A 19,975-nucleotide genomic window follows, 5' to 3' on the forward strand; every position below is an offset into this window, starting at 1 on the left:
ATAGGCCAGTGACCAGGGCGGTCGGGCCGAGGAGTGCGCTTGACTCGACCTCGACGACATCGCCATTACCGCCCGCACCGGCGCCGTCCACCCGCACGGCTCGAACGCGGGCAGATCCGCCGGACCGCGGTCCCGGGGGTGTTCCTATTGGCTGAGCACCACTTCACGCGTGTCCGAGTCGGCGGCGGCGAAGGCCAGGAGACGGGCGCCTTCCTGGGTGAGGGCTTCGATGTCGGCCGTGGCGAGACGGCTGAACGGTTCGATCTCCAGCGTTGCGGAGGTCCGTTCGCGGGTGATCCGCCAGAGGCCGCGGACGAAGCCGTCGACCAGGATGGTCGATCTGATGATGCCGTTGTTGGTGAAGACCGCGGGCCGGTGGGCTTCGTCCATGATCCGCGTGCGGTCGGCGTGGGAGAGCAGGATGTTGTCGTACTCGGGGAGGAAGCGGACGGGGACTTCGGTGTCGGCGTCCGGCAGTGGAGCAGCGCCGACCAGGTCGAACAGTTCGGTGCCGGTCTGGTCCCGGTAGCGCCGAAGTTTCGGGTGAAGGCGTGTGACGACTTCTCCGAGTCTGGTCAGTCCCGACCATTTCTGCAGGTCCTTGACCGAGGCGGGACCGAAGGCGGCCAGGTAGCGCAGTACCGTGTCGTCGGGTTGCGGGACGTCCCGCAGGGGGCGGCCCAGCCAGGTCTGCGCGGTGGTGTGTGCGGCCTGGCCGCTGACACCCCACAGTCCGCGTGGTGGCACCTGGACCAGGGGTAGCAGGCAGCGCGCGGACTGGGCGAGGGCGGCCGGGTCGCGGTGCGGCCAGTGTTCGGACATCGCCTTGCCGAGTTCGGCAAAGGTCAGTGGACGTTCCTGGAGCAGTTGCCGGGCCACGTCGGCGATCTCGCCGGGATCGATGCCGCTTGTCTGGCGGCCGAACTGCCCGGCCATGGCGCGCTCGATCGCGGCTTGCAACAGGGGACGTAGCCGTAGGCAGTCGTCGGCTGAGACCAGGTGGATGGTGCACCGCATGAGCGCGATGCGTACCGCCCGGCGGTCGGTGATCAGCTGGGACAGGTCCTCGTGGCGAAAGTCGGCCAGCCTGGTCCACAGGCCGATGTAGGGCGGGTTGGGGGCTTGGGCCTGCAGCCCGACCAGGTGTTCGATGGCCGCCAGCGGCGACAGGTCGGACCGGCGGAGCAGCAGTTGACGGTCGAGCAGGGCCCGGTTGAGGGTACGGGTGTCCAACACCTGTGCTGCCCCGCCGTGCACGTGGGTCAAGGTTTCAGCCTCTTTCGGGCCTGGTCTGATCAGGCGGTCTCCGCGTCTCCACCGGCTCCTGCCGGGTGCACGGTCGTGACGGCCCCAAAACCGCCTGCGCCCGCCGGCCGAGCAATTCGCCGTGGATGCCTCTCACCGCCGCCGGACACGCAGCACGCAGGTCAGCATCGGGAGGGTGAACTCCCCGTCCGCGGTCTCCGGTCTGCCCGCGAGGAAGGCGCGGATCCGGTCGAGCGTGGCCTGCCGTTCCTGTTCCGGCATGACCAGCATTCCCGCCCGGGTGCCGAGTGTCGCCGCGAGGGATGCGGCGGTGCGACGCTGACCGTGCGGAAACTCGGCCTGCTCCGGCGAACCGAACCGCGCGGCCACGCCCGTCTTCGGAAGGTGCATGTCGGCCGTCTCGGCACGCCAGCTGGCGGGCGTGTCACGTGGGCCGATGGCCGCGCTCCCGCTGGCCCGGGCCAGTCCGGCGACCCAGTCGACCCGGTCGTCCACGACGTTCCACAGGCCGGCCAGGATGCCGCCGGGCACCAGGACCCTGGCGATCTCGGGTCCTGCGACGGCCATGTCGAACCAGTGCATGGCGTTGCCGGCCAGCACGGCGTCGACGGACGCGTCGGGCAGCGGTATCGCCTCGGCGCTACCCGACAGTGCGTGGACATCCGGGAGTGCGCGGCGCAGCTCGGTGAGCATCGCCGGGTCAGGCTCGACCGCGGTGACGTCGGCGCCCATCGCGACCAGAGTGGCGGTCAGCTTGCCGGTTCCGGCGCCGAGGTCGAGCACCCGCGAGCCGGGCGCGGGCTCCAGCGCCCACCGTGCCGCGGCCTGCGCATAGTCCGGGCGGTGCGCGGCGTACGCGGTGGCCGCCGCGCCGAACGACGAGGAGTGACGGAGCCGTTCGTCCTGTTCCACGTGACGACCCTACCGGTGCCGCGTGTCCCGGAGATGATCTCGTTTTCGGCGGTCCGGGTCGTGTGCCGCACCACCGATCGTCGCTGGTGCGTTGTGCCAGGTGGATACCGTTCAACCATGACGAACGTGTCGCTGGCCGAGGTGATCGCTCTGCTGGCCCATGACGTCGACGGCGTTGCCCGGGGCACCGGTACGCACCTCGACTACGGCCTGTCCGGCGCACAGCTCATGGACCTCGCCCTGGCCGGACGCATCGACGTCGTCGGCAACCGCGTAGCCGTGATCAACCCGGCGGCGACCGGTCACCCACTCACCGATGCCGCGCTTCGTCAGATCCGGCAGGACGGCAGAGCCCGTGAACCCAGAGACTGGGTCGTGCGCCTCACCAGGGGCGTACGAGCCATGGTCCTGGATCGACTCGTCGAGACAGGGATGCTCCGCCGCGACACCGACAGGTTGTTGAAGATTTTCCCCCGCACCCGCTACCCAGCACCAGGTGGGTTGGAATCACCGGTCGAGACGCAGGCGCGCCGACGGATGCGAGACGCCGTTACAGGATCAGAGCCCGTCGACCCGAGCACCGCGGTGCTCTGTGCTCTGGTCGGCGCCATGGGCTGGGCGTGGCGTGTGCTGCCTGATCTGCCGAGGCGTGAGGTCGACACCCGCTTCGACGAGATCCGGCGATCGGTATGGGCGGCGGACGCGGTGAGGATGGTCATCGATGATGCCAGGGCGGCCTCGACGGCGGGCACGGCCGCCGCTGCCGCCACGGCATGACTGCGCTTCACGATTGAGACCTGCGGGATCCGTTCTTCGGCGGGTGCGGGGACCGGGAGGCACCCCGAACGCGGGCAGGTCGCTACCCTCACCCGGGTGACGGGACGAATTCTGCTGACCGGGGCGACCGGCTCGCTGGGCCGTCGGGTGTACGAGCGCGCGGCGTCGGCCGGCTGGCTGGTGGTCGGCACGTACTTCGCCCAGCGGGCGGAGACCGGCGACGAGCAGTTGGACGTCCGCGATCCGGCCGCGGTACGGCGGATCATCGAACGGGTCCGCCCCGACGTGCTGATCCACGCCGCGTCGGGTCGGGACCGCGACGACTGGCGCACGACGGCCGACGGGGCGGCGTACGTGGCGGTGGCCGCGACGGCGGCGGGGGTACGACTGGTACACGTCTCCAGCGACGCGGTGTTCTCCGGGCGGGACGTGTACTACGACGAGGACGCGTTGCCGGATCCGGTCAACCGGTACGGGGCGGCGAAGGCGGCGGCCGAGACGGCGGTACGGGCGGTGGCGCCGGACGCGGCCGTGGTCCGTACCTCGCTCATCCTCGGTGACGGGCGGGGCGGGCACGAGCTGCTGACCCACGGTCTCGTCTCCGGACGGCTGCGTGGTGCGCTGTTCACCGACGAGATCCGTACCCCGGTGCACGTGGACGATCTCGCCGACGCCCTGCTGGAGCTGGCCGGGAACGGCTACCGGGGGGTGTTGAACGTGGCGGGCGCGGACGCGGTCAGCCGGTACGACCTCGGGGTGCTGGTGGCGTTGCGGGACGGTCTGGATCCGGCGGCCGTCCCGGCGGCCCGGCTCGCCGATTTCGGTGTCGCTCGTCCCGGCGACGTCCGGTTGCGGCTGGACCGGGCCGTGTCGCTGCTGCGTACCCGGCTGCGGGGGGCGCGTGAGTTCCTGGCGGCCGGTCCCGGACCCGACGCCGCACGGGCGTCGGCCAACCGTGGTGGCGACGGGTCGTAGCGACAGTTCCCGTTCCCGGCCGGGCATGGCGGAAAGCGACCTACGGGACGACGGTCACCCCGCCATTCCCGCCGGTCAGCTGGACGGATGCTCGGCGGCGAGCATGACCCGGCGCAGCAGGTCGGCCAGGGTCCGCCGTTCCGCGACGGTCAGTACGCCCAGCAGCCGCTCCTCCTCGTGCCCGATGAGTCCCATCGCGTCGAGCCAGGCGGTGCGGCCCTCCTCGGTGAGTGCGATGTCGACCCGCCGCCGGTCGGTGTCGGAGGGGGTACGTCGGACGTAGCCCCGGGTGACGAGGGCGTCGACCCGGGCGGTCACCGACGGCGGTGCGATGTTGAGGTCGTCGGCGAGTTGGGACGGTACCGCCCGGCCGTGTCGGCCGGCCAGGGCGTGCAGTGTCTCGAACTCGTGTCGCTGCAGGTCGAAGTCGGCCAGCGCCTTCTCCTTGACCCGGCGCAGGTGGCTGGTGAGCAGCGACGCCCGGGTGACCGCGCCCTCGACGTCCGGGTCGAGGTCGGGCAGTACGGGGAGCCAGCGGGCGACGTGGGCGTCGGTCGAGTCGTGGTCTGCCACGCCACGATCCTACGTTGACGCAGAATTATTCGTTGACGAAAGATTCGATGTCGAATTACTTTGGGCGTCGTGACCTCACGCCTCCGGCCACGGGCCTTCCACCTGCTCTTTCTCGGGCGCACCCTCTCCGCGCTCGGTGACGCGGTCGTGCCGGCCGCCCTCGCCCTCGCCGTACTGCGGGCCACCGGGTCCAGTTCCGCGCTCGCCCTCGTACTCGGCTGCGCCATGGTGCCGAAACTGCTGCTCCTGCCACTCGGCGGGGTACTCGCCGACCGGTTCGACGCCCGGATCGTCGCCCTCGCCACCGACCTGGTCAGATGCCTGACCCAGGTCGCCGTCGGGGTGGAACTGCTCGGCGACGAACCGGCGATCGCCACCATCGCCGTCGCCTCGGCGGTCGGCGGAATCGCCTCGGCGTTCGCCATGCCGACCGCCGCCCCGCTGGTCACCGGGACCGTCGAGGGCCCGCGGCGACAGCGGGCCAACGCCGCGCTCGGCGCCGCCACCAGCGCCGTCCGGCTGGTCGGCCCGGCACTGGCCGGGCTGCTGATCTGGGCTGCCGGCCCGGGCTGGGCGTTTGTCCTCGACGGGGCGACCTTCGCCGCCAGCGCCGCGCTGCTGACGATGATCCGGGTACGCCGCACCCCGATCCCTCGCCGCCCGCTCCTGGCCGACCTGCGGGAGGGCTGGACCGAGGTACGCTCCCGCGACTGGTACTGGACCAGCCTCATCGCGCACGGGATCTGGAACGGGGCGGCGGCCGTCCTGATCACCCTCGGGCCGGCGGTCGCCGTCGACCGGCTGGGCGGCGAGACGGTCTGGGTGCTGGTCCTGCAGGCGGGCGCGGTCGGGCTGCTCGGCGGTTCGCTGCTGGCCGCCCGGGCCAGACCGAAACGGCCGGTGCTGGTGGCGAACCTGGGCCTGGCCACCTACGGGCTTCCGTTGGCCCTGCTCGCCGTCGCCGCGCCCGGCTGGACCGTCGTGCTCGCCTACGGTTTCGCCCTGGCCGCGCTCGGTTTCCTGAACCCGGTGTGGGAGACCGTGGTCCAGACCGAGATCCCACCGCACGTGCTGGCCCGGGTCAGCTCGTACGACTGGCTCTGCTCGCTGGCCGCGGTGCCGCTGGGCTACGCGCTCGCCCCGCTCGCCGCCGACGCCTGGTCCACGGCGGCGCCGCTCGCCGTGGCGGCCGTGGTGGTGGCGGTGGCCTGCGTCGCCACGGCGGCGGTTCCGGGCGTCCGCCGGCTCGGCCGGCCCGCCCCGCGACGCGAGCAGGTCGGTGCCGCGCCGGTCGCCGTCGGCCGGTGAACGGCGCGAGCGGGTCCCGGGCGACAGCACGGTCAGCCGACGGGACGGTCCGGGTGGTAGTGGTGGTGCAGGGCCCGCGCGGTCTCCGCGAACGCGGCCCGCAGCTCCGGTGGGGCCAGCACCTCCACGTCGGCGCCGAGTTTGAGCAGCTCGACGTGCCCGTGTCTGATCGACTCGATCGGCACCACGGTACGCAGCCAGCCGGTGTCGTCGACCGGACCGGCCGCCTGGCGGGCCCGCCGGGACATCTCCGGCGGAAAGATGAACGCCATCCGCTCCAGCGCCTCCGCCCTGATCCGGACCTCCGCCTCCGCCTGGTACACGCTCTCCTCGTATCGGCGACTCCACTCCGCCCAGAAGGCGGCGAGATCGAAGTCGACCGGCCGGGCGAACGGCTCGTCGAGTACCTCCAGGTCCAGCACGCTGCCGACCCGGTACGCCCGGAGCGGGTCGGCCGACCCCGGGTCCGGCGCCACCCTCGACCCGCTGGTGCCGGCCGTCGGCTCGGGTACGGCCTGCCCTCCCGGTGCGGCTGGCGGCACCGGCCCGAGATGTCGGGCGACCAGATACCAACGGCCGGCCTTGAGCACCAGGCCGAGCGGGCCGAGTCGACGGGTGACGTCGCGGGGCGCCTTCCACCGGCGGTACCGGATCTCGATCACCCGTTCGGCCCAGACCGCCGTGGCGAGCGCGGCCAGGTGTGGCACCGGCTCGGTCCTGCGGAACCAGCCCGGGGCGTCCAGGTGGAACCGGTCGCGGATCCGGCCGGCCCGGTCACCGAGTTCGTCGGGCAGCGCGGCGCGGAGTTTGAGTTCGGCGGCGGTGACCACCCCGCCGAGCCCGAGTTCGGCGGCCGGTCCCGGCATTCCGGCCAGGAACAGGGTTTCGGCCTCGTCCGGGGTCAGCCCGGTCAACCGGGTGCGGTAGCCGCCGAGCAACTGGTAGCCGCCGGCCGGCCCTCGGTCGGCGTACACCGGGACACCGGCCGCGCTGAGTGACTCCACGTCGCGGTAGATCGTCCGTACCGACACCTCGAGCACGCGGGAGAGGTCCTGGGCGGTCATCCGCCCCCGGGTCTGCAGGAGCAGCAGCAGGGAGACCAGCCGACTGGCGCGCACCCGGCCAGGCTAACCGGGACACCTGACAGATCCCGTCAGCCATTGCCGCCCGATTGGCCGGGCGCGCCTGCGACACCGGGGACGTATCGGCTGAGAACCTTTCTCACGTGCCACGATCCGTCCCCGTTCCCACCCGCCGGTCCGCCGCCCTGCCGTCCCGCGCGCACACCGCGACCGACTTCACCGAGGCGTGGCTGCGTAACCGTCGGCTCTCCGAACACACCCGGGCGGCGTACCGGCGGGACATCGCCGGGTGGCTCTCCTGGTGCACCGATCAGGAGCTGGAGCCGTTGGCCGCGGGCTTCCTGCACGTGAACGCGTACGCCCGCGACCTGGAGTCCAGCGTCGACCCGCGTACCGGGCGGCCGTTGACCCCGGCCACCGTCGCCCGCAAGCTCTCCTCGTTGTCGAGCTGGTACACGTTCCTCGGCCGGCTCGGCGCGGTGGACACGAACCCGGTCTCCGGGGCGGACCGGCCACGGGTCAGTCGGGACCACTCGGCCACCGTCGGGTTGACCTCCGAGGAGGTCGACGCCCTGCTCGCCGCCGCCGAGGCCGACACCGGCCCGAACGCGCCACGCAACCGCGCGGTGCTGGCCCTGCTGGCCGACCTCGGACTGCGGGTCGGCGAACTCGTCTCGCTGGACCTGGCCGACCTCGGCCACGAGCGGGGCCACCGCAGCGTGCGGTTCGTCGGCAAGGGCGGGCGACCACGCCGGCGGGCCCTGACCCCCGGATCGGCGTACGCGGTCGACGCGTACCTGGCCGCCCGGGCGGCGGCGGCACGACGGCCGGTGGAGCAGCTCGACGGGCCACTGCTGGTCACCGCGAGCGGCAACCGGCTGGACCGGCACGCGGTGTTCCGGCTGGTCCGGCGGTTGGCCCGGACGGCCGGCATCCCGGCCTGGGAACGGCTCTCCCCGCACTCACTGCGGCACGCCTTCGCCACCACCGCCCGGGCCGAGGGCGTACCGCTGGAGGACGTGCAGGACGCGATGGGGCACGCCGACCCCCGGACCACCCGCCGCTACGACCGGGACCGGCACAACCTGGACCGGGATCCGGCGTACGCGATCTGGGCGGCCCGCGCCCGGCGCCGAGGCTGACCGGGCGCGGGAACGTTCACTCCCGGGGCCGAAGGCAGATGCAGAACGGGTGGCCGGCCGGGTCGGTCAGCACCCGCCACCGCTCGCCGCCCGGTTGGAACTCGGGCCGGGCCGCGCCCGCCTCAAGACACGCCGCCTCGGCCTTGTCCAGGTCGTCGACGTACAGGTCGAGGTGGTAGCGCTTGCCGGCCGAGGTGTCCGGCCAGGCCGGCGGCTGGTAGCCCTCGACCAGGCCGAAGCCGAGCGAGGAGTGCCCGTCAGTGACCATGGCGTACTCGTCCGCGCTGGCGGTGATCTCCCAGCCGAGCAGTCGGTGGTAGAACTCGGCGTGGGCGCGGGGGTCGGGACTGTCGAGGTTGACCATGATGAGGTCGCCGATGCTGTTCATGCCGGTCAGCCTGCCCGCTGTACCTGACATCTCCTGTCAGGTACACGGGTGTGGTCCGGATTACCCGGCCGACCCGCGCCGGTCAGCAGAGCAGGTCGAGTTCGTGGTGCGCGTCCGCGGCGATGTCGCCACCCCGCAGCCGTCGACGCGCCCAGAGCCGGGCGGCCACCTCCGCCGCCTCGTCACCCCAGCCGGCCTGCTCCACCAGCAGTGCGGTGGTCAGCAGGTACGCCATCCGCAGGGCGAGTCCGCGCGCCCCGGCGACCGCGCCGACCGCCTCCGGCTCGGCGGTGACCTCGGCGAGCGTGGCCCGCAGTTCGGCCGTACCGGTGGCGAGCGCGTCGGCCAGCGCCGGGTGCAGCCGGCGGGCGGCGTCGGTCGCCGCGTCGAGGCGGCCCAGCAGCGGCACCGCGCCGTCGTCGCGGACCACGGCCCGCAGGACGTCCAGGGCGAGCACGTTGGTGGTGCCCTCCCAGATCGGCAGGACCTGGGCGTCCCGCAGCAGCCGGGGGATCCCGGTGTCCTCGACGTATCCGGCACCGCCGAAGCACTCGACGTATTCGCTCGCGGCGGCGACCGCCAGCCGTGCGGTGGCGAGCTTGGCCAGCGGTGCCACGATCCGCAGTTCGACCGCGGCCGCCGGGTCGGCACCGACCTCCACCTGGCCGAGCAGCCCGAACGCGTGCCCGGCCAGGACAAACGCGCCGGCGGTGTCGACCGCGAGCGCACCGAGGGTGGCCCGGTGCAGGGGCGAGGTGCCGAGCCGACCACCGGCGACCTGGCGGGCGTCGGCGTACGCCCGGGCGTACGCCAGACCCCGGCGCATCCCGGCCGCGGCCGCCGCCGCGTTGTGCAGCCGGGTCACCACGACCAGGGTCATCGCCCGGGCCAGACCCGGCAGGCCGGGGTCACCCAGCGGCCAGGCGTACGCGTCCCGCAACCCGATCTCCGCCGTCGGCAGCGCCCGCGTGCCGAGTTTGTCCTTGAGCCGGTGCAGGGTGACTCCGGGGGCCGGCCCGTCCGGGTCCGCACCCGGACCGGCGAGCGGTGAGTCGGCGGCGTAGCGCGGCACCAGGAACGGCGCGAGAACCCGGCTGCCGGCTCCGGCGCCCTCCGGTCGGGCCAGCGCCACCGCCAGGGCCGAGTCGGCCGCCGAGCAGAACCACTTCTCGCCGGTCAGCCGCCACGAGCCGTCGTCGGCCGCCCGCCCGGTGGTGCTGGAGCGGGCCAGGTCCGAGCCGCCCTGCGCCTCGGTCATCCACTGTCCGCTGAACACCACCCGTGCCGGGTCGGTGCTGGTCAGCCGGGGCAGCCAGGCGTCCCGCACCGCCGGATCCACCTCGGGGCGGGCCAGCAGCGCGGCGGCGCCGTCGCTCATTGCCACCGGGCAGGAGAAGGTCGCCGACTCCGGCCCGTACAGGTGCAGCAGCGCGTGCTGGACCACCCGGGCCGCCGCACCCCAACTGGCCCGGGCCTGCGGCTGGTAGGGCAGGGCGACCACGGCGTGCCGGGCCGCCGCGTCACGCTGCGCCCGCCAACCGGCCGAGGTCTCGACCCGGTCGACCCGGGCTCCCCAGCCGTCGTAGCGGACCAGGGTCGGCGGGTGCGTCTCGGCATCGAGGTGCGCGGCCCGCAACGGTCCGGTCACGTCGGTGGCGAGGGCGGCCAGCCGGGACGCGGCGGCGGCGTGTCCGTCGACGCCGAGCCGCCGGTCGAGCCAGGAACGCAGGAGCCGGTCACCGAAGTACGGGTCGGGTGGAGCCGGCACCGTCTGGACGTAACGCGCCATCGCTGGCTCCTCGGGATCTAGCGGGTCGGGGTGCCGGGGCCCGGGGTGGGGAACGGGGGTGGTCCCGACGGTAGACCACCCGGCGGTCGCTGACAGCACCTCGTTGATCACCGATCGGACAACCCTCGCCCGGCCGACGGTTCCGGCCGGTTCGAATCGGACAACCGGATGGACCTGCGCCGGACCGGGTGCCGTATCTACCGTCGGTGCCATGGGGAACGAGCCGCTGTGGCGTCGCCCGGGCCGGCGGCCGAGTCGGACCCGGGGAATGTTGTCGCTGGTCGCCGCCGGTCTCTTCCTCTGCTGTGTGGGCGCCGCCGGGCTGGGCGCCTGGAACTACCAGCACGTACGGGAGTCCTCGTCGGCGGCCCAGCGGGAGGCGGAGGCGTTCCTGGGTGAGGTGGTCGGCGGCGATCCGGACGGTGCGTACGACCGGCTGTGCGGGGACACCCGGGAGCGGTGGAGCCGGGCGGAGTTCGTCCGACGGCTCTCGGTACCTCCGACGATCAGCCGCTACGACATCGACGACGTGTCGGTCGCGAGTGACCAGGGACAGTTGCGGGCCACCGTGGTGGCGAAACTGACCCGTCGTTCCGGCGCGGTGGACCAGCGGGAGATGCCGATGGTCCGCGACGGCGACCGGTGGCGGGTCTGCGGCGACCCCTTCTGAATCAGGGTGCCGGTGCTCGTCGCTGGCGGCGCGAGGCCGACAGCGGGAACCTCGACTGAAGACGCGGACCGGCGGACCGGTACGCGGGCAGGACAACGGCACGGCCGGCGCCCAGGTACGGGCCCGACGCCGGACGGTGGGGCTGACCCAGCAGCAGCTCGCCGACGCGGTCGGGGTGAGTCGGCGCACCATCATCGCGATGGAGACCGGCGACTACGCGTCCTCGGTCTACCTGGCGGTCAAGGTTGCCCGCACCCTGGAGACCTCGGTGGAGATCCTCTGGGGCTGAGCCCGGGCACCTCAGGACGAACAACCACCGGCACGGACGAACGTACGGCATCCACCGAACGCGCCGGTGCGTTCAACGAACCCGGACGCCCAGGTCGCCGCTGCGGTAGTGCTGCCGACAGAGCACCTGGTAACGCACCTCGGCCTCGTCGACGGTGTCCCCGATGACCACCTGCTCGCCCTCCCGAACCACCGCGCCGTCGACGACCCGGGCGTTGAGCAGCCCCTGCCGGCCGCACCAGCAGAGCACCTCCACCTGGATCCGGGTCACCTCGTCGGCCAGCTCCAACAGCCGCTGCGCGGCCGGGAAGAGACAGGAGCGGAAGTCGGTGGCCAGGCCGAACGCGAACACGTCGATGTCGTAGCAGTCGACCAGCTCGGCCATCTGCTCGACGTGCCGCACCGTGTAGAAGCACGCCTCGTCGCAGATCAGGTAGTCGATCCGGAGCCCGTCGGCCAGCCGGGACCGGACGAGTTCGCACAGGTCCAGGTCGTCGGTGACCTCGATCGCCTCGTGGGCCAGACCGATCCGGGTGGTGATCTGCGGACCGAGCGAACGGTCGATGCGGGTCAGCACCAGCCCCCGTCGGCCCTGCCGGGCGTGGTTGTAGTTCATCTGCAGCGCCATCGTCGACTTGCCGCAGTCCATCGGACCCCAGAAGAACTTCAGCGCGGCACCGTGCCGGAGCCGACCGTCGCCGGCCACGGCGCAGACGGAGGAGAGTGTGGACCCGCCTGCGGGCTCGGGGTGGCGGGCACGGCTGTCGTCGGTCACGGTCCGGGAGCCTAGGGCAACCCGTGGTTTCCGTTCGAACCGCCGTGCGGATGATCACGCTCGGCCGGGTCGGTCACCGCCGGTTGTCGAGCCAGTGCCGTCCGACGGTCCAGCCCAGCAGCCGCCGACCGGCGCCGCCGGTGCCGTCCGGGGCGAACTCACCACCGGCGGCGACGTAACCCAGCCCGGCCAGCACCGGGGTCAGCCGATCCCGCACCTGCTCCGGCGCCGCCCGCAGGTCCTCCCACAACTCGTCGACCACCGCCCGTGGGTCGTCCCCGCCGGGCAGGGAGAGGTAGCAGACCAGCTGGCGCCACGCGTACCCGATGTCCTTGATGGCGGGCAGCGGGCGAGGGTTGCCGGCCAGTCGGGCGGCCAGCACGAGCACCCGGGCGAACGTACGGCGGGCCAGCGTCGACCAGCCGTCGACTGGGCGTACCCCGACCGGGTACGCCAGCGTGGCGAGGTTCTGCGTGGTCAGGATCTGCGCCTGCTCGATCACCGTCCCGTTCGCCGCCACCGACCCGCGGCGGTGCCCGGCGGCGGCCCGCTCGTGACAGAGGGCGTCGAACGCGGCCGAGGTCGCGGTTCCGCGTCCGGCCCGGACGGGCGGCGGGTCCGGGATCCGCAGCACGGCCGCGTAGTCGATGTCGTAGTAGCGCGCGTAGAGGCTGCCGTCGAGCTGCTCGGCGGCGATCTTCGCGGCGCGGAGGAACTTGGTCGAGAACCGGCCCTCGAAGATGTCGGCGGCCAGCTCCTCGACCCAGGGCAGCTCGACCCCGGCCTCCCGTCCGAGCGCGGCCAGCTCCCGGACCAGCGGATTCGGCAGGCTGGTGGCGGGGAAGCCGGTCAGCGCCAGTTCGCCGAGCAGGCGCAGGGTCGCCCAGGCGTCGGAGCGGGTCTCGTCGCTCGCGTCGCGGTGCCCGGCGACCGCCTGGACCCACGGCAGTTCGTCGAGCCGTACCTGGTGTTCGAGGTTGAGCAGCAGCAGCGAGCGGCGGGCCCGGAACGCCTGGTAGTTCGCCGCCATCAGCGCCCGCAGCGCCGGGTCGGGGTAGGCCCGTGCGGTGGCCGCCGCGGCGATCCGGGGAATCAGACCGGCCAGCACCTCGGCCGAGGGCACGACGCCGGCCGCGACCAGCTCCGGTACCGTCGCGGCGAGGGCACGCCGGACGAGCCGACGCACCGGTTCCGGCACCGGGGTTCCGGCGGGAATCTTCGCCGTCGCCGCCTCGTCGGTGTCGACCGGACGCAGCACCGGTTCGAGGGCGCGGATCCCGGCCCGCTGCGGCAGGTCGGCGAGTCGGTCGGCGACCACCCGGGCCACCGTGTGGTGCCCCGGGACGGCGGCCTGCCCGGCCTGCCGGTCGCGTAGCCGGGTGTGCGATGCCGAGCCCGGCTCGCCGCGCTTGCCCAGCATCGAGTCGACGGCGTGCTGCAGCAGCCCCCGGCCGCGCGGGGTGAGGCGCCGCCCGGCGGTCACCTCGGCGAGCGCGAGGCGGAGGATGCCGAGGTTCTCCTTCGGGCGGCGGTGCTTGCCGCAGTGCCGGTGGGTGGCGGCGAGGACACGGTAGCGGTCGAGCAGGGCGCGGGCCCGGGCCAGCCAGTCGGTGCCGAACTCGGCGCCGACCCGACCGTCGCGGCGGGTCTCCAGCCACAGTGCCAGCAACTCGTCGGCGAACGGGTTCCAGACCGTGAGCGCCTCCCGCATCGCCTCGACCCGGGCGTTCGGCTCGCGCCGGGCGAGCGCGGAGCGCACCTCGCCGGCGGTGGCCCGCCAGACGATCTCGGGGTCGGGCGCCGGGGTGTCGTCCGGGGCGGGGGCGAACCGGAGCCGGTGGGCGTACGGGCCGATCTCCTTGAGCAGGGTCAGCGCGGCGTCCTGGTCACCGGCGCGGAGCAGCCACACCAGCACCGGCAGGGCCGCCTCCTCCGGCACCTCCACCCGGTACCGGCCGGAGTCCAGCAGCGCGTCGAGTTCGGCGAGTCCCGCCTCGCCGAGGTGGTGGGCGAAGATCGTCGCCCGTCGGGCGTGCAGGTTGAACCGCTCTGCGAGGGCGAGCTCGTCCGGGCGCAGCGGGCCGCCGGCCATGGCCCGGCCGGTGGCGAACCCGCCGTGCACCACCTGCGGGGTCACCCAGGCGGGCAGCCCGGCGACCGGGGTACGGGAGCCGATCCGCAGCCGACCGGTGCTCACCCCGGCCAGCACCCGCACCCAGTCCCGTACCCGCTGCCCGGCGCGCTCCCGGGTGTCCGGGTCCGGGTGCTCGGCGGCGGTGACGAGGGCGCGGCCGAGTTCGCCGAGCGGGTAGCCGGTACCGACCATCGTGGGTTCCTTCCGCTCCGCCCCGGGTCCCTGCTGCTGGTTCTTCTTCATCGCCAGCGTGGCGGGCTCCGCCCCCGCGCCCTCCGGGATGGAAGCCCGGTGCTCTGCTGCCTGAGCTACACGCTGTCCCGACCGGCCGCCGGTGGTCCCTTCCGGACCGTCGGGCGGGTCGTGGTGGCGCCGACGGTACCGCGCGGGGCGGCGTCGACGGCAGCGGTTTTCGCCGCCGTCGACGCCGGCTACAGCCGTTCCGGCGGTACGTTGCCGGCGGCCACGATCGCCCGACGGATCGGCACCATCAGGAGCAGTACGAAACCGATGACGAAGAACGCGAGCAGCGAGATGATCGCCACCCGGTAGCTCTCGGTCATCCCGTAGGCGAGGCCGAACAGCAGCGGCCCGAGCCAACTGGTGCCCTTGTCGGAGATCTCGTAGAGACCGAAGTACTCGGCCTCCTTGCCCTTCGGGATCAGTTGGCTGAACAGCGACCGGCTCAGCGCCTGGCTGCCGCCGAGCACGATGCCGATCCCGCCGCCGAGCAGGACGAACGGGATCTCCTCGTTGGCCGGCAGCCGGAACGCGATCGCCAGCACCACGGTCCAGAGCACCAGGCTGACCAGGATCGTCTTCCAGGCGCCGATCCGCTTCGCCAGCGCGCCCATCCCGAGCGCCCCGGCGAAGGCGAGGAACTGCACCATCAGGATGGTCGGCACCAGCACGTCGTCGGAGAGTTTCAGCTCCTCGGTGCCGTACACGGCGGAGAGCGAGATGACCGTCTGGATGCCGTCGTTGTAGACCAGGTAGGCGATCAGGAAGAACAACGTCAACGGGTACGCCTTCAGGCTGCGCAGCGTGTGCCAGAGCTGACGGAATCCGTCGAGCAGCACCGGTCCCTGGGCGGGTCCGGCGACAGGCGGCCGGTTGCGGAGCCGGATCAGCGGGATCGTGGTGAACGCGGCCCACCAGATGCCCGCCGACACCATGCTGTACCGGGCGACCTCACCGGTGTCCAGGCCGAGCGAGTCCTTGAACAGCACCGCCGCCACGTTGATCGCGAGCAGCAGCCCACCGCCGATGTAGCCGATCGCCCAGCCGATGCTGGAGACGCTGTCCCGTTCCTCCGGCCCGGCTATCTGCGGCAGGAAGGAGTAGTAGACGACGATGCTCGCCCCGTAGGTGATGTTCGCGACGACCAGCAGCGCGGCGCCGAGCAGGTAGCGGTCGCCGGTGAGGAACAGCAGCCCGATGGTGGCCGCCGACCCCAGGTAGGCGAAGAGCGCCAGCATCTCCTTCTTGTGCGCCGACCGGTCGGCGACCGCGCCGACCAGCGGCAGCACGAAGACGGTCAGGAACACCGACAACGACACCATGTACGGGAACAGCGAGCCGGGCGCGATGTCGACGCCGAGCAGACTGATCCGCCCGCCCCGGCAGGGGTCGTCGGAGGCGCAGCCGGCGGCGGACTTCGCGATCGACGTCAGGTACGGGCCGAGGAAGACCGTGATGACCGTCGTGTAGAACGCCGAGTTCGCCCAGTCGTAGAAATACCAGCCGACCCGTTCGTGCCGGGTGCTCAGTGGCGTGGTCTCCGCCGACGCGGGGATGGTCTCGGCCATGGTCGGTCCTTCGGCAGGGGGTCGGGCGGTCTGGTCGTCCGACCGGTCACCGGTCGGCGGGCCACAGGCCGCGGCTGGCGTACGCCTCGCGCAGAACGTCGACGTGATCGGTCATGATGCCATCCACACCCAGATCCAGTAAGTCGTGCATTTCGGTGAGTTCGTCGATGGTCCAGACGTGCACCTGCAGTCCGAGTCGGTGCACGTGCTCGACGAACCGCCGGTCGACCACCCGTACTCCCCGGTAGCGGACCGGGACCTGGGCGGCGACCACCGACGGCGGCAGGACCAGCCGCCGGTTGGCCAGCGACGCCAGCCGCAACCGGGCCACCCCGCGCAGCCCCAGCGAGGTCGCCACCTTCGGTCCGGCGGCCCGGCGCAGCCGGGCCAGTCGGGCGTCGCTGAACGAGGCGAGCAGCACCCGGTCGGCGGCGCCGGCCCGTTCCACCGCCCGGACCGTGGTCTCGACCGCGTCGTCCGCCTTCACGTCGACGTTGAACCGCACCTGCGGCCAGGCGCCGAGGACGTCGTCGAGTCGGGGGACCGCGGCGGCACCACCGACCCGGATGGCCCGCAGGTCGGCCCAGCGCAGGGTGGCTATCCGGCCCCGTTCGCCGGTCATCCGTTCCAGCGTCGGATCGTGGAACACCACCGGCACCTCGTCGGCGGTGGCGTGCACGTCGGTCTCGACGTACCGGTAGCCGAGCCCGACCGCCCGGGCGAACGCCTCGGCGGTGTTCTCGTCGCCCCGGGCCGCTCCGCCACGGTGCGCGAAGGCCAGCGGGGTCGGCGCGTCGAGGTAGGCGAAGTCGTGGATCACCAGGCGAGTATGGCCGGCGGGGTTGACCGCCAGGTGACCGGCGGGCGGCGTCTTCACCTCCACCGCCCCGCGCCGTCACCCCGTCCGGCGGGAAGGGCGGAACAGTATGGTGTCGGCCATGCGGCTGCTCGCCATCGACTTCGGTACCTCGAACACGGTCGCGGCGGTACGCGGCGGCGACGGTCGGATCCGGCCGCTGCTCTTCGACGGCACACCGCTGCTGCCGTCGGCGGTCTGCCTCGACCGCACCGGCACGCCGCTGACCGGCCGCGACGCCGAACGCGCCGCCCGGCTGGACCCGGACCGGTTCGAGCCGTACCCGAAACGCCGGGTCGACGACGGTACGGTGCTGCTCGGCGACCGGGAGGTGCCGGTCGTCGCGCTGGTCGCGGCGGTGCTGTGCCGGGTCGCCGGGGAGGCGCGTCGGCAGCTCGGCGGAGTCGACGAGGTGCGGCTCACCCACCCGGCCGGGTGGGGGGAGCGTCGTCGGTCGGTGCTGGTGGCGGCGGCCGGCGACGCCGGTCTGCCCACCCCGACGCTGCTCGCCGAGCCGGTCGCGGCGGGGGCCTACTACGTCTCGGTGCTCGGCGCGGCCCTGCCGCCGGGTCGGGCGCTCGCCGTCTACGACCTGGGCGGCGGCACCCTCGACGTGACCGTGGTCCGCCGTACCCCGGCCGGGTTCGAGGTGCTGGCCGAGGCCGGCGACGCCCAGCTTGGCGGTCTCGACTTCGACCAGGCGCTGGTCGAGCACCTCGGCCGGGGGCACGCCGGGGACCGGACCACGGTCTGGCGGGGCCTACTGGCCCCGGCCGACGTCGAGGGACGCCGTCGGCGGAGCCTGCTCTACGACGAGGCCCGGGCGGCGAAGGAGCTGTTGTCCCGGGCGGCGAGCGCCGAGCTGCACCTGCCCGGTCTGGACGTCCGGGCGCACGTCACCCGGGAGGAGTTGGAGTCACTGATCGGGCCGCTGCTCGCCCCGACGGTCGACGGGCTGGCCCGGGTGGTCCGGGGCGCCGGGCTGGAGCCCCGGGAGCTGGGCGGCATCTTCCTGGTCGGCGGGTCGAGCCGGATCCCGTTGGCGGCCCGGCTGATCCACGCCCGGCTGGGGGTCGCCCCCACCGCCCTCGAACAGCCGGAGACGGTGGTCGCCGAGGGCGCGCTGTGCCATCCGCCACCGTCGCCGGTCCCGGTCGCCACGCGCACCCCGTCCGGCCCGGCTCTGGAGGGGGTGGGGTCGACGGTCCCGGCCGGGTCCGGCACCACGGCGGCAGGGCCGGTGCCGTCACTCGGGCCCGCGTCCGCGCCGGGACCGGTGTTCGCGGGGACCGTCCGGCCGGAGCCGGGACGGTTCTGGCACGGCACCAGCGGTCTGCGGTGGACCGGCGCGTTGGCCGTGCTCGTGGTCGTCGCGCTGGTGGTGCTGGTGGCGGTGGCCGGCGCCGGTTGAGCCGGGCCGGCCCCCCCCCCCGGCTCAGGCGGGCGCCACCCTACGGGGGGGGGGGGGGGGGGGGGGGGGGGGGGGGGGGGGGGGCGCGGGGGGCCGCCCCCCCCCCCCCCCCCCCCCGACGGCTCAGGCGGGCGACTCCTTACGGTCGCCGGCCCACTGAATGTGGAAGCTGCCCTCGGCGTCGACCCGGCGGTAGGTGTGGGCGCCGAAGTTGTCGCGCAGACCCTGGATCAGCGCGGCGGGCAGCCGGTCGCGGCGCAGCCCGTCGAAGTAGGCGAGCGAGGACGCGAACGCGGGGGCGGGCACCCCGGCCTGCGTCGCGTACCCGACGATCCGCCGCCAGCTGGCGACACTCTGCGCGACGCCCTCGGCGAAGTACGGCGCCACCAGCAGTGTCGGCAGGTCGGGGTCGCTGTCGTACGCCTCCCGGATCCGGTTGAGGAACCGGGCCCGGATGATGCAGCCGCCCCGCCAGATGGTCGCCAGGGCGGCCGGGTCGACACCCCAGCCGTACTCCTCGCTGCCGGCCTTGATCTGGTCGAAGCCCTGCGCGTAGGCGACGATCTTGGAGGCGTAGAGGGCCCGCCGGACGTCCTCGACGAAGGCGTCCCGGTCGACGTCACCGGCCGGGGTGACCCCGGTCGTGTCGGCGAAGGCGCGGTGCGCCGCGGCCCGCTGCTCGGGGTGCCCGGACAGCGAGCGGGCGAACGTCGCCTCGGCGATGCCGGTGATCGGAACGCCGAGGTCGAGGGCGCTCTGCACCGTCCACCGGCCGGTGCCCTTCTGCTCGGCCTGGTCCTCGACGACGTCGACGAAGGCCTTGCCGGTCCGGTCGTCGACGTGCCGCAGCACGTCGGCGGTGATCTCGATGAGGAACGACTCCAGGTCGCCGGAGTTCCACTCGGCGAAGATGTCGCCGATCTCGGCCGGGGTCGCCCCGAGCCGCTCCCGCAGCAGGTCGTACGCCTCGGCGATGAGCTGCATGTCGGCGTACTCGATGCCGTTGTGCACCATCTTGACGAAGTGACCGGCCCCGCCCGGCCCGATGTGCACGCAACAGGGCACACCGTCGACCTGGGCGGCGATCGACTCGAAGATCGGCCCGAGTTTGCGGTACGCCTCCTCCGAGCCGCCGGGCATGATGCTCGGCCCGAGCAGGGCACCCTCCTCGCCGCCGGAGACTCCGGTGCCGACGAAGTGCAGGCCGCGTTCCCGCAGCGCGGTCTCCCGCCGCTGGGTGTCGGCGAAGTGGGCGTTGCCGCAGTCGATGACGATGTCACCAGCTTCGAGCAGCGGCACCAGTTCGTCGATGACCGCGTCGGTGGGGCCGCCCGCCTTGACCATGACGATGACCGCGCGGGGCCGTTCCAGCGACGCGACGAAGTCGGCCAGCGACTCGCTCGGCACGAACGTGCCCTCGTCGCCGTGCTCGGCGACCAGGCTGTGGGTGCGTTCCGGCGATCGGTTGTGTACGGCGACCCGGTGCCCGTGCCGGGCGAGGTTGCGGGCCAGGTTGCGGCCCATGACCGCGAGACCGGTCACACCGATCTGCGCGGTCGCCTCCGGGCGGCCACCCGTCGTCTGCTCTGTCATCTGCGTGTCGCGGCGTCGCGACCCGACCGTCACGGCCGGATGGACCGCCGCTTCCCCCTTCCGGGAATCGTCGTGCCGGGGCCCTCGGGGCCGTTCTTCAGTATCCGCGTCGATCTCGGACGAATCGGGCGAACCGTGCCGTAAGAAGGATCACCGCCGCGCTCGGGGTCCGGTGCGGCCACCGTCCGAGACGCCGCCGGCCCACCGGTGGGTCGGGTCATATCCAAT

At 73.3% G+C, this 19,975-nt stretch carries 18 protein-coding genes and 1 tRNA gene; 7 read left to right on the forward strand and 12 right to left on the reverse strand.

Translation table 11 applies throughout. The features are described 5' to 3' along the window. Window positions 1–144: 144 nt before the first annotated feature. Together V1633_RS15900 and V1633_RS15905 are read right to left on the reverse strand one after the other, a co-directional pair. Entirely contained in the window at window positions 145–1,257 is a 1,113-nt protein-coding gene (locus V1633_RS15900; protein ID WP_331215213.1) for a winged helix DNA-binding domain-containing protein, read from the reverse strand. A 141-nt stretch (window positions 1,258–1,398) separates the two neighbouring features. Then, window positions 1,399–2,178: a class I SAM-dependent methyltransferase gene (locus V1633_RS15905; protein WP_331215083.1), complete on the reverse strand. Its 780-nt coding sequence runs from the start codon at window positions 2,176–2,178 to the stop codon at window positions 1,399–1,401. Window positions 2,179–2,295: 117 nt separating this feature from the next. On the opposite strand from V1633_RS15905, the gene V1633_RS15910 reads away from it, so the two are divergent. Both V1633_RS15910 and V1633_RS15915 read left to right on the forward strand, forming a co-directional pair. Continuing rightward, a complete protein-coding gene (locus tag V1633_RS15910; protein ID WP_331215084.1) occupies window positions 2,296–2,955 on the forward strand; it encodes a GOLPH3/VPS74 family protein in 660 nt (219 codons plus the stop codon). Window positions 2,956–3,051: 96 nt separating this feature from the next. Further along, the gene (locus tag V1633_RS15915; protein ID WP_331215085.1) at window positions 3,052–3,930 is read left to right on the forward strand and encodes an SDR family oxidoreductase; all 879 of its coding nucleotides are present in this window, start codon (window positions 3,052–3,054) and stop codon (window positions 3,928–3,930) included. Between the two features lie 75 nt (window positions 3,931–4,005). On the opposite strand, the gene V1633_RS15920 is transcribed toward V1633_RS15915, so the two are convergent. Beyond that, a complete protein-coding gene (locus V1633_RS15920) occupies window positions 4,006–4,503 on the reverse strand; it encodes a MarR family winged helix-turn-helix transcriptional regulator (RefSeq protein WP_331215086.1) in 498 nt (165 codons plus the stop codon). 69 nt (window positions 4,504–4,572) lie between these two features. Here V1633_RS15920 and V1633_RS15925 point away from each other — a divergent pair, with 69 nt between their 5' ends. Continuing rightward, on the forward strand, window positions 4,573–5,811 hold the full coding sequence (locus V1633_RS15925) for an MFS transporter (protein WP_331215087.1): 1,239 nt from the start codon (window positions 4,573–4,575) through the stop codon (window positions 5,809–5,811). Window positions 5,812–5,843: 32 nt separating this feature from the next. Here the strand turns inward: V1633_RS15925 and V1633_RS15930 are convergent, their stop codons facing one another. Continuing rightward, window positions 5,844–6,929, reverse strand: coding sequence for a helix-turn-helix transcriptional regulator (locus V1633_RS15930; RefSeq protein WP_331215088.1), 1,086 nt, complete (start codon window positions 6,927–6,929; stop codon window positions 5,844–5,846). A gap of 107 nt (window positions 6,930–7,036) precedes the next feature. Here V1633_RS15930 and V1633_RS15935 point away from each other — a divergent pair, with 107 nt between their 5' ends. Continuing rightward, window positions 7,037–8,035 (forward strand): tyrosine-type recombinase/integrase, encoded by a 999-nt coding sequence (locus V1633_RS15935; RefSeq protein WP_407952022.1) that lies wholly within the window; start codon window positions 7,037–7,039, stop codon window positions 8,033–8,035. Between the two features lie 16 nt (window positions 8,036–8,051). Here the strand turns inward: V1633_RS15935 and V1633_RS15940 are convergent, their stop codons facing one another. Both V1633_RS15940 and V1633_RS15945 read right to left on the reverse strand, forming a co-directional pair. Next, window positions 8,052–8,423, reverse strand: a complete 372-nt coding sequence (locus V1633_RS15940) for a VOC family protein (RefSeq protein ID WP_331215089.1) — start codon at window positions 8,421–8,423, stop codon at window positions 8,052–8,054. A gap of 82 nt (window positions 8,424–8,505) precedes the next feature. Then, entirely contained in the window at window positions 8,506–10,212 is a 1,707-nt protein-coding gene (locus V1633_RS15945; protein ID WP_331215090.1) for an acyl-CoA dehydrogenase family protein, read from the reverse strand. A gap of 211 nt (window positions 10,213–10,423) precedes the next feature. Here V1633_RS15945 and V1633_RS15950 point away from each other — a divergent pair, with 211 nt between their 5' ends. Together V1633_RS15950 and V1633_RS15955 are read left to right on the forward strand one after the other, a co-directional pair. Continuing rightward, on the forward strand, window positions 10,424–10,882 hold the full coding sequence (locus V1633_RS15950) for an Rv0361 family membrane protein (protein WP_331215091.1): 459 nt from the start codon (window positions 10,424–10,426) through the stop codon (window positions 10,880–10,882). 55 nt (window positions 10,883–10,937) lie between these two features. Further along, window positions 10,938–11,171, forward strand: a complete 234-nt coding sequence (locus V1633_RS15955; RefSeq protein WP_331215215.1) for a helix-turn-helix transcriptional regulator — start codon at window positions 10,938–10,940, stop codon at window positions 11,169–11,171. Between the two features lie 72 nt (window positions 11,172–11,243). Here V1633_RS15955 and V1633_RS15960 read toward each other — a convergent pair whose 3' ends face one another. The 5 genes from V1633_RS15960 to V1633_RS15980 all read right to left on the reverse strand — a co-directional run bounded on the left by V1633_RS15960 (window position 11,244) and on the right by V1633_RS15980 (window position 16,707). Further along, window positions 11,244–11,876 carry a thymidine kinase gene (locus V1633_RS15960; protein WP_331215216.1) on the reverse strand — a complete coding sequence of 211 codons (633 nt, stop codon included), beginning with the start codon at window positions 11,874–11,876 and terminating at the stop codon, window positions 11,244–11,246. A gap of 142 nt (window positions 11,877–12,018) precedes the next feature. Continuing rightward, a complete protein-coding gene (locus tag V1633_RS15965; RefSeq protein WP_331215092.1) occupies window positions 12,019–14,322 on the reverse strand; it encodes a hypothetical protein in 2,304 nt (767 codons plus the stop codon). Between the two features lie 2 nt (window positions 14,323–14,324). After that, a tRNA-Gly gene (locus V1633_RS15970) sits at window positions 14,325–14,397 on the reverse strand. A gap of 113 nt (window positions 14,398–14,510) precedes the next feature. Continuing rightward, entirely contained in the window at window positions 14,511–15,887 is a 1,377-nt protein-coding gene (locus V1633_RS15975) for an MFS transporter (RefSeq protein ID WP_331215093.1), read from the reverse strand. Window positions 15,888–15,933: 46 nt separating this feature from the next. Continuing rightward, on the reverse strand, window positions 15,934–16,707 hold the full coding sequence (locus V1633_RS15980; protein ID WP_331215094.1) for a glycerophosphodiester phosphodiesterase: 774 nt from the start codon (window positions 16,705–16,707) through the stop codon (window positions 15,934–15,936). 118 nt (window positions 16,708–16,825) lie between these two features. Here V1633_RS15980 and V1633_RS15985 point away from each other — a divergent pair, with 118 nt between their 5' ends. Beyond that, window positions 16,826–18,154 carry an Hsp70 family protein gene (locus V1633_RS15985; RefSeq protein WP_331215095.1) on the forward strand — a complete coding sequence of 443 codons (1,329 nt, stop codon included), beginning with the start codon at window positions 16,826–16,828 and terminating at the stop codon, window positions 18,152–18,154. A 123-nt stretch (window positions 18,155–18,277) separates the two neighbouring features. On the opposite strand, the gene gndA is transcribed toward V1633_RS15985, so the two are convergent. Beyond that, entirely contained in the window at window positions 18,278–19,747 is a 1,470-nt protein-coding gene (gene gndA / locus V1633_RS15990; RefSeq protein ID WP_331215096.1) for an NADP-dependent phosphogluconate dehydrogenase, read from the reverse strand. Window positions 19,748–19,975: the final 228 nt, after the last annotated feature.

The sequence above is a fragment of the Plantactinospora sonchi genome, assembly GCF_036422035.1.
Classification (GTDB): domain Bacteria; phylum Actinomycetota; class Actinomycetes; order Mycobacteriales; family Micromonosporaceae; genus Plantactinospora; species Plantactinospora sonchi.